The 8,397-nt window shown below is 36.2% G+C and carries 7 protein-coding genes; 3 read left to right on the top strand and 4 right to left on the bottom strand.

The window, feature by feature from the left end:
* Nucleotides 1-574: 574 nt before the first annotated feature.
* The 3 genes from BLT04_RS18665 to BLT04_RS18655 all read right to left on the bottom strand — a co-directional run bounded on the left by BLT04_RS18665 (nt 575) and on the right by BLT04_RS18655 (nt 2,192).
* Nucleotides 575-1,066, bottom strand: a complete 492-nt coding sequence (locus tag BLT04_RS18665) for a cupin domain-containing protein (protein WP_089757344.1) — start codon at nt 1,064-1,066, stop codon at nt 575-577.
* A 43-nt stretch (nt 1,067-1,109) separates the two neighbouring features.
* Nucleotides 1,110-1,520: a nuclear transport factor 2 family protein gene (locus BLT04_RS18660; RefSeq protein ID WP_089757343.1), complete on the bottom strand. Its 411-nt coding sequence runs from the start codon at nt 1,518-1,520 to the stop codon at nt 1,110-1,112.
* 93 nt (nt 1,521-1,613) lie between these two features.
* Nucleotides 1,614-2,192: a Crp/Fnr family transcriptional regulator gene (locus tag BLT04_RS18655; protein WP_089757342.1), complete on the bottom strand. Its 579-nt coding sequence runs from the start codon at nt 2,190-2,192 to the stop codon at nt 1,614-1,616.
* 403 nt (nt 2,193-2,595) lie between these two features.
* Here BLT04_RS18655 and BLT04_RS18650 point away from each other — a divergent pair, with 403 nt between their 5' ends.
* Both BLT04_RS18650 and BLT04_RS18645 read left to right on the top strand, forming a co-directional pair.
* Nucleotides 2,596-3,159: an isochorismatase family protein gene (locus BLT04_RS18650; RefSeq protein WP_228422003.1), complete on the top strand. Its 564-nt coding sequence runs from the start codon at nt 2,596-2,598 to the stop codon at nt 3,157-3,159.
* A gap of 90 nt (nt 3,160-3,249) precedes the next feature.
* Nucleotides 3,250-3,978 carry a pirin family protein gene (locus BLT04_RS18645; RefSeq protein WP_089757341.1) on the top strand — a complete coding sequence of 243 codons (729 nt, stop codon included), beginning with the start codon at nt 3,250-3,252 and terminating at the stop codon, nt 3,976-3,978.
* Nucleotides 3,979-4,085: 107 nt separating this feature from the next.
* Here BLT04_RS18645 and BLT04_RS18640 read toward each other — a convergent pair whose 3' ends face one another.
* Nucleotides 4,086-6,944, bottom strand: a complete 2,859-nt coding sequence (locus BLT04_RS18640) for a response regulator (RefSeq protein ID WP_228422002.1) — start codon at nt 6,942-6,944, stop codon at nt 4,086-4,088.
* A gap of 678 nt (nt 6,945-7,622) precedes the next feature.
* Here BLT04_RS18640 and BLT04_RS18635 point away from each other — a divergent pair.
* Nucleotides 7,623-8,165, top strand: a complete 543-nt coding sequence (locus tag BLT04_RS18635; RefSeq protein WP_089757339.1) for a peptidoglycan-binding protein LysM — start codon at nt 7,623-7,625, stop codon at nt 8,163-8,165.
* Nucleotides 8,166-8,397: the final 232 nt, after the last annotated feature.

The raw sequence follows: 8,397 nt of genomic DNA, 5'->3' as shown, positions 1-8,397 counted from the left end.
AGGCTGCGATTACAATTTGTTTTGTCATGATAATATTATTTAATTTTTATTCTTGTTTAATTGTTCTCTTTTGAACATTACAAATCTACGGCGGCAATAAAAGTTTCTTTGTAGTGGAAACTGGAAGTTGATGTAGTAAAATAACTACACCGATTATTCATTTGACTTAAATAAAAAGCCCTCAATACTTAGAAAGTTTTGAGGGCTTATATAAATTGCTGTTATTTATATATAATAAAGTTGTCGTAATATAAATTACCGTTTGAAAAAGTGTTCTATTAGCTTTGCAGAATATCTAAGTATAGGAAAACGGATTGCCTGCACAGTTAATTAGCAGGAGATCAGCTGTTAAGGCCGCTGAGTTTGCTGTTATAAGCCTGAACTCAAAAACAAGATTAGCCAAAGCGGCAATATCCTACCTTTAGCCTGACACCGCAGAACGGGGCGAACTCATTTAAATTTAATACTAGTACGATTTGCCGGGCTCGTTAATTAGGACATTGGCTGCTAATCTTGCAATGCCACTACTTCAGAAACGCCACAGTATAAAGGGTAATAAGTTTGATCCCGGATTTTAATCCAAATAATCAGGCGGAAAAGTTTTCTGTCCAAACTTCTCATCCAGATTTTGCAGGAAATTTTTCCGTTCTTCTGTCATTTCCGGAACAGGCAAGAAATCACCTTCGGAAACCGGTTGCCCGACAGCTTCAAAGATTTTTTCCAATCCTGCAGGCATTACAGTACAGAGAAGTTTGGCGAAAGCTTTAGAAGTATTTTTGAAGCAATGAACAGCCCCGCCAAAAGGAATTTCTACAAAACCGCCTTTGGAAACAACAGTTTTTCCTTTTTCAGTTTTAAACTCAACTTCACCTTCCAAAACATAAAAGGTTTCGTGGGTGTTCGGATGGGAATGCGGTGGCGGGCCTCCATTTGGCGGAACAGTCATTTCGATGACAGCAAAACGGTTATCCGTTTCTTCCCCGGAAATGACAATGCGGTAATTTCCTCCCGCTACAGCAAGTCTTTTGCCACTTGTCTCGTTTATAATTCTAATATCTGAATCCATTATTTTGATTTTTATTTAAAAAAATTATTATTAAAGATAGTAATTAAAGCCTTCTGTCAGATTCATCAATCGGCAAATCATTTACGCTTGCAAATCTTCTCTGCATCAGACCATTGTCGTCAAATTCCCAGTTTTCATTGCCGTAAGCTCTGAACCACTGCCCTTCTGTATTGCGATATTCATATTCATAGCGAACTGCAATTCGGTTATCCGTAAAAGCCCAAAGTTCTTTTTTCAGCTTATAATCCAATTCTTTTTCCCATTTTCCGGTTAAAAATTTTACAATTTCTTCACGTCCTGTGACGAATTCTGAACGATTGCGCCATTCGCTGTCTTTTGTGTAAGCCAAAGCTATTTTTTGGGGATCTTTAGAATTCCATGCATCTTCAGCTAACTGAACTTTTTGCATCGCAGTTTCATGAGTAAACGGAGGTAAAGGATGTCTTTGTTCCATTTTTTGATTTTTAAATTATTAATAAGACAAATCTAAACCAGGAAAACGTTTGAAATCGTTGACATTTGTCACAATCAATTCAACAGAATTTGATTAACGGAAACTCTGTTTTCTGATTCTGCTGAGCGTTTCCCGGGAAATTCCCAAATAAGAAGCAATCTGGTGCAAAGGAAATCTCTGAATCATATCCGGATGAAGCTGAACAAAACTTTCATAGCGTTCCAAAGCACTGAGGCTTATCGCATCATCCACACGCTTTTGTGACGCAATATGATTGTTTTCGCTCATTTTCCAGAACATATCTCTCACTGACGGAATTTCAAGAAAAGCATCAAGATTAGGTCTTGGTAAGATCAATAATTCCGTGTTTTCCCAAGCTTCAATATAATATTTAGAAGGCGTCTGATTTACAAAACTCTGCCGGTCGACAATCCACCAGTTTTCTAGCGCCAATTGCAGAATGTACTCAATCCCGTGACTGTCTACACTGAACTGTCGTATCGCACCTTTCAAGATAAAACCAGTATATGGGCACACGTTTCCTTCCTCAAGAAAATATTGTTTTTTCCTTAATTTTTTCGGTAACAACAGCGACTGAATTTTCTCTTTTTCCTCCGAGGAGAGAATTGAATTGCTGTAGCGTTCTATATAATCAAAAAGTGGTTCGTACATTTTAGTTTTTTAAGACAATAAAGAAATCGTTATGTATCAAATTTAAAAATTTTCGTTTAATTGTCATTTATTATATTAATCTGAAATATAAGTACTAAAAAATCCCCCCGTTGACTTCTCAGGACAATTTTAATCACAACTAAAATACCTAGGCAGAATTCCCATAGAGTTGGCAATTTTCTCACAGATGATTTATTTTTATTTTTTAAATTAAAAAACACAGCATCAAATTAAATTAATTGAAAATCAAACATTTAATTTAAAATATTGACATTTGTCACAGGTTTTTTGTATCAAATATCACCGTTTTCAGGAATAAACTCAGCCTAATTTTGTCCTGTACAATAAGCGCTTACACGGCTGAAGTACAGAAAAAAATTACATTAATTTAAATACATCTATCATGCACACAAAAGCATTTAATCCTGAAAACGCAGCGATGCTGCTTATCGATCACCAAGTAGGAACAATGGCGTGGACACATTCACACGACATCAATCTGGTAAAGCAAAATGCCATTAAACTGGCCAAGATTGCAAAAGCCCTTAATCTTCCCGTGATTTTAACATCAAGTATGGAAAACTATGTTCAGGGACCTTTGATTCCCGAATTACAGGATATCTTACCAGAAGCATATGAGGCCCGAATTAAACGTCCGGGAATTGTAAACGCAATGCATCACGAAGGTTTTAATAATGCGGTAAAAGCTTTGGGCAGAAAAAAACTCTTCGTTGCAGGTGTTACAACAGAAATTTGCGTGACTTTCCCGGTTTTACAAATGTTGGATGAAGGGTATGAAGTACAGGTTTCTGCAGATGCATCGGCTTCCTACACCAAATACGGTGATAATCTGGCTTTGGAAAGAATGAGACAGGCAGGCGCAATCATCACCACAGTTGACCAGATTATTTCGGACTGGCCATTGACTGGACAAGCCCGAATGGAGAAAAACTGGTCGGAATTTTAAACTATCATTAAAATTTCATTTATCAAAAGAAACATCGATTTACAATATAAAAGCGGTGTTTCTTTTGTTTTTAAAATTAAAACTTATCTTATGAAAATAATAAGAGCCTCAGAAAAGTATACGCACGGAAATCAGACATTTCACGTAGAAATATTGTATCCGGGAACCAATCTCGGAAAAAACGATACGGGATTTTTGACTATCGGAAGAAATGACCACGCCTTATTCAGACCTCCCGGTTTGGTACCGATGCATCCGCATCAGGATGATGAGATTTTTTCCTATATCCGCTCAGGGAAGATGATTCACCTCGACAGCACAGGTAAAAAAGAACATCTGAACAATTCTTATATGATGCTGATGAATGCCGGAAGCGGAGTGTCACACGAAGAAAGCGCCGAGGAAGATGTGGAAATGCTTCAAATTTTTATGCGGCCTTTTGACAATAATTTACCGCCGCAGGTTCAATTTCATCAATTTGAAAATATTTTCAGTGAAAATATATGGAGATTGATTGCCGGAAACAGAGCTGACTCGCCATTGAAATTAAGAGTTGAGACCAATATTTTCGACATCAGACTGAAAAAGGATAAAGTTGTAGAAATTCCAGAATGGAACGACGAATTTATCAATTTTATTTACTGTTTCAATGGAGAAATTAAAATGGAAAATGAGACCATTGCAAAAGGCGACAGTTTGATTCTTGAAGAAAATTTAGTTCTTGAAGCCATTACAGAAAGTGACCTTATTTTGTTTCAGATAAAAAAAGACGCTCAATACAGCGAAACGGGAATGTTCAGCGGAAATAAATTCCATTAATCAATCAATTATATAAGTATAAAACCTTTGACAATCCAAAGGTTTTTCTCTTTTTTAATGTTTTCTTGAATATTAACAGAAGAGCTCGCGCCGTTTTTTCATAAGTCCTAAACACTAATATATTTTTTGAATACTTCAATAAGGTCTGCCTGCCGTATAGGTTTGGGAAGGAAGTCATTCATTCCGGATTCAAGGCATTTTTCTTTTTCACCCAGAACATTTCCAGCTGTAACGCCTATGATAGGTGTATGTTCATATCCGGGCAGCATTCTGATATTTCTTGTTGCCTCAATACCGCTCATTATCGGCATCTGTACATCCATCAATATAATGGAAAACTGCTTTTTCCTGCATTCTTCCAAAGCCTGCAGCCCATTGACTGCTTCCGTTAGATGTATGCTGGGAGCAATAGACTTCATTATCCTATTATTCAGGACCATATTCACTGGGTTGTCATCAACCAAAAGTACTTCTAATTCCGGGGCAAATAAATACGAAGCTTTCTCAGACTGATCCTTACTGATTTCTACTGCATTGCTTTGGTCTACCCTTTTTAGGGTTTTGTATAGATCATGCGATTTGATAGGCTTCAACAGTAAATGTGCATTTACTATTTTCCTGACTGAAGTAAGTATATCCAGCTCTTCGGAAGAAGAAGAAAGTATTATAAATGGAGAAGCCTCTTTTTGCTGATTGAAGAGCCCTGTTATTTTATCTATTGTTTCCAATCCGGACATAACAGGCATATGATAATCCATCAGAATCACATCGAACCGCTCCCCTCTCAACAGGATCTCCAGGGCTTCCATCCCATTAGAAGCCAAGGTGGATTTGATATTTTTATAGGTAAGCATGTGCTCAAGAATGATCCTGTTGGTTTCATTATCATCAACCACCAAGGCCGTTTTAATCGTTATTTCATCCTCTTTCAGTTGAGGGATCTCGTAAGGAATCTCAATATCAAAGAAAAATACAGAACCTTTTTTCTTTGCGCTGATCAGCGACAGATGGCTTCCCATATATCCCAGAATATTGTTTGAGATAGTAAGCCCCAGACCCGTGCCGCCATATCGCTTACTGATGGAACTGTTTTCCTGCGTAAAGGCATCAAAAATGTATTTCTGCTTCTCAACAGGGATGCCGATCCCCGTATCTCTTACTGAAAAGCGCAAAGCAATAGTAGTATCATCCATGCGCAATTTCTCTACTTTTAGCTCAATCTCTCCATCTTCTGTGAATTTCACGGCATTTCCCAGAAGATTGATCAGGATCTGTTTTAACCTTGCTTCATCAATAAAAAGTATTTTTGGAAGACCCGGCTCAATATTGAGAAGAAGTTCGATATTTTTTTTCTGGGATTGATAAAGAATAACATTTATGACCTGGCTCAACATATCATAAACATCGCTTTTTTCAATCACAAGCTCCATTTTTCCGGATTCTATTTTAGAAAAATCCAGTATATCATTGATAATGCTAAGGAGATTTTCCCCTGACTCATTGATGTAATTCAAATATTGAATCTGTGTTTCATTCAGCGGTGTCCTGATGAGAAGGTCTGAAAAACCAATAACTCCGTTTAAAGGAGTCCTGATCTCGTGACTCATATTTGCCAGAAATTCGGATTTTGCTTTATTGGCTATATCTGCAGCTTCTTTGGCATTTTTTAGTTCTTCATTTACCTTTACAGCATTTGTAATATTCTGTACGGAAATAATTACACCCCCTACTTCATCTTTTGTAAGATACCAGGGTCCTACTTTAAGATCGTAATGCTGAATTTCTTCTTTTCCTTCAACCTTTAGCGTAAAGTCACCGTTGACGTACGTTTTTCCCAACAGTGCATTCTTATAGATTTCTTTTCTTTCTTCGGGAATATTAGGTGATACAGTGAAAAGATTATTACCGATAAGATCTACATCATTCATACTAAATTCTTCTCTCCATCTACTGCTTACAGCAACATAGTTAAGGTCTTTATCAAACATGGCCAAAGGAATAGGAACATCAGTGGCAAAGGACTGCATCATAGCCTCTTTCTCGGCAACCTCCAGAAACATTTTTTTGAAGGCATCAATATCCTGAATAATTCCGAAAACCCTGATGCAGATCTCACCTTCAAATTCGGGAATACCTTTTACTCTTACCCAGATCGTAACGCCGTCATTACGTAAAAGCTGAAGCTCCTCATCAAAAGCAATTCCCTGTTGTATTGCCCTGTTAAAAAGATATTTTATTCTCTCCCCGTTTTTTCCTTCGTAAAACCCAAGGGCATTTTCAAAAGTAGGCTGGAAATTATTTTTTATTTTGTGAATTTCTCTTGTACTTTGAGACCAGAAGAGCTTTCCGGTCTTCATATTGGCTTCCCAACCTCCCACCTGGGCTACTGAGCCTGTCTCCTCAAGCATTTCCTTAGTGTAAAACAGATCTTTTTCTAACTTATCACGGCGGATGAGGTCAGATTTTAGTTGTATGTAAACCAAAACGGTTACACCAATGGCTGCAACGGCAGAAAAGATGATGAATAAGACAGTCCACTCTGAAGACTTGTTCAGATCTTCATTTTTTATGGCAAGCTGAACCTCCTCGTTTTTTACAAATTTATGAACGAGCATGCGGCATCTGTCCATGGCTTTCTTGTTTTGAAAAAGTTCTTCAGAGCTCATTAACATTCCTTTTTTACGATTCTCGATAAGCAAGACATATCCTTTCATCATCATTTCTGAAGTATGCAGCAATTCATTTAAGATATTAATCTGATCTTTATCTGTAAGATTAAGTCTATTTTTGTTGGAAACAAGCAGCGGATATTCATTCCTACTTTTATTGAAGGGTTCAAGAAAATTTTCCCGCCCGGTAAGCTGATATCCCCGATTTCCCGTTTCAGCATCTAACAGAGTATTTAAAATATCTTTTACTAAACTTATGGATTCCTTACTTTTTAGCAAGTTTTCCCTATTCTCCATCTGTTTATGTATGCTTATATAAGATGCTATAGAACTAGCAATCAGAAATATTAGAGAAATTACTACACCTATTTGAAGATTTCTTATAATTTTTTTCGCCATTGAACGATATTTTTATGATAAAATACTAAAAGTAGGTCATTTTATAATAGTAGCAAATTAATTTAGAAATTTGTTAGCAGATATTGGAAAATGAATACAATTGAGTCGTTAAAATGGAGCTGCTTACTTTATAAAAGTTTATTTTGTATGTTATCCTGATTGTTTTTGCCTCTATTCATTGAGCATTTACCGTCGGAGGTACGGATTCCATTATTTTTATAGTAGAATCAGCTTCCTAATTAGGCATTATTAATCAATTTCTTTCAAAATTCGGATCAAAAACACAGAAGTTAAACTAGTTTACACTTCTTTTCTTATTCTAGTTGATTTGATTCAGGAGCTTTTACCATTATCTCACCTAAAATCATAGTGAAGCATTATATAAAATAAAAAAACCCCCTGATAATAGCCAATCCTTCATTATCGAGACCATTATACTGAGAATTAGATAATTAATTAACAATAAAAGCTTTGGTTATGTCAGATAATGTTATTAAATTTAATTTATAATATTTGTTAGTATAATTAATTTTAAATAACATTATTTTATTACACCTCCTTTAAATTATCCAAATCATGAAAAACCAAATCATTATCGCTGCTCTATCCCTGGGAGCAATCGCTTTAGGAACCAACCAGGTTCTGGCACAAAAGTCTGAGCAGGCTAGTACACTCGTAAATATTATTTTAGCAGACGTTATTGCAATGGACATAAGCACTGTTGCTTCAGGAGGCGCTGTAGATTTTAATTATGGGAGTACAGAAGATTATAATTCATCAAAAAATGTAACGGTGCCGAATAGTTTAGTCGTCATTTCGTCCAAAAATTTTGATGTAAAAGTAAAATCTGAGGGCGCAAACTTTGTAAGTGGCGCCAACGTAATTCCAGTAGATATATTACAGGTAAAAGCAATACCGGGCGGAAGTTTAACGGGAACCCTGAATGAGGTCACCTTATCTACAACCGATCAGGTATTGGTAAGTAATGCAAGTTTAGGCGCTAAACAATCTTTAAATATTGCCTATTCTATTTCGGCAGAAAAAGCATCTAAGGTACTTCTGGGAAAACCTAAGGGAACTTATACGCAAACGGTAACCTATACCGCGACAGCTTTATAATAAAAACAAACAGCAATTTTATATAAGCCCTCAGCACTTAGAAGTGTTGAGGGCTTTTTTATTTAAGTCAAATGAATAATCGGTGTAGTTATTTTACTACATCAACTTCCAGTTTCCACTACAAAGAAAATTTTATCGCCGCCGTAGATTTGTAATGTTCAAAAGAGAACAATTAAACAAGAATAAAAATTAAATAATATTATCATGACAAAACAAATTGTAATCGCAGCCT

Origin of the sequence: Chryseobacterium soldanellicola (assembly GCF_900100115.1) — a bacterium.
Classification (GTDB): domain Bacteria; phylum Bacteroidota; class Bacteroidia; order Flavobacteriales; family Weeksellaceae; genus Chryseobacterium; species Chryseobacterium soldanellicola.
This window is presented reverse-complemented; position numbering and strand designations above follow the sequence as displayed.

Bases quoted from the DNA above. Each gene is read 5' to 3' on its own strand.
- BLT04_RS18665 (WP_089757344.1), bottom strand. From the start codon at position 1,066: ATGGATTCAGATATTAGAATTATAAACGAGACAAGTGGCAAAAGACTT.
- BLT04_RS18660 (WP_089757343.1), bottom strand. From the start codon at position 1,520: ATGGAACAAAGACATCCTTTACCTCCGTTTACTCATGAAACTGCGATG.
- BLT04_RS18655 (WP_089757342.1), bottom strand. From the start codon at position 2,192: ATGTACGAACCACTTTTTGATTATATAGAACGCTACAGCAATTCAATT.
- BLT04_RS18650 (WP_228422003.1), top strand. From the start codon at position 2,596: ATGCACACAAAAGCATTTAATCCTGAAAACGCAGCGATGCTGCTTATC.
- BLT04_RS18645 (WP_089757341.1), top strand. From the start codon at position 3,250: ATGAAAATAATAAGAGCCTCAGAAAAGTATACGCACGGAAATCAGACA.
- BLT04_RS18640 (WP_228422002.1), bottom strand. From the start codon at position 6,944: ATGGAGAATAGGGAAAACTTGCTAAAAAGTAAGGAATCCATAAGTTTA.
- BLT04_RS18635 (WP_089757339.1), top strand. From the start codon at position 7,623: ATGAAAAACCAAATCATTATCGCTGCTCTATCCCTGGGAGCAATCGCT.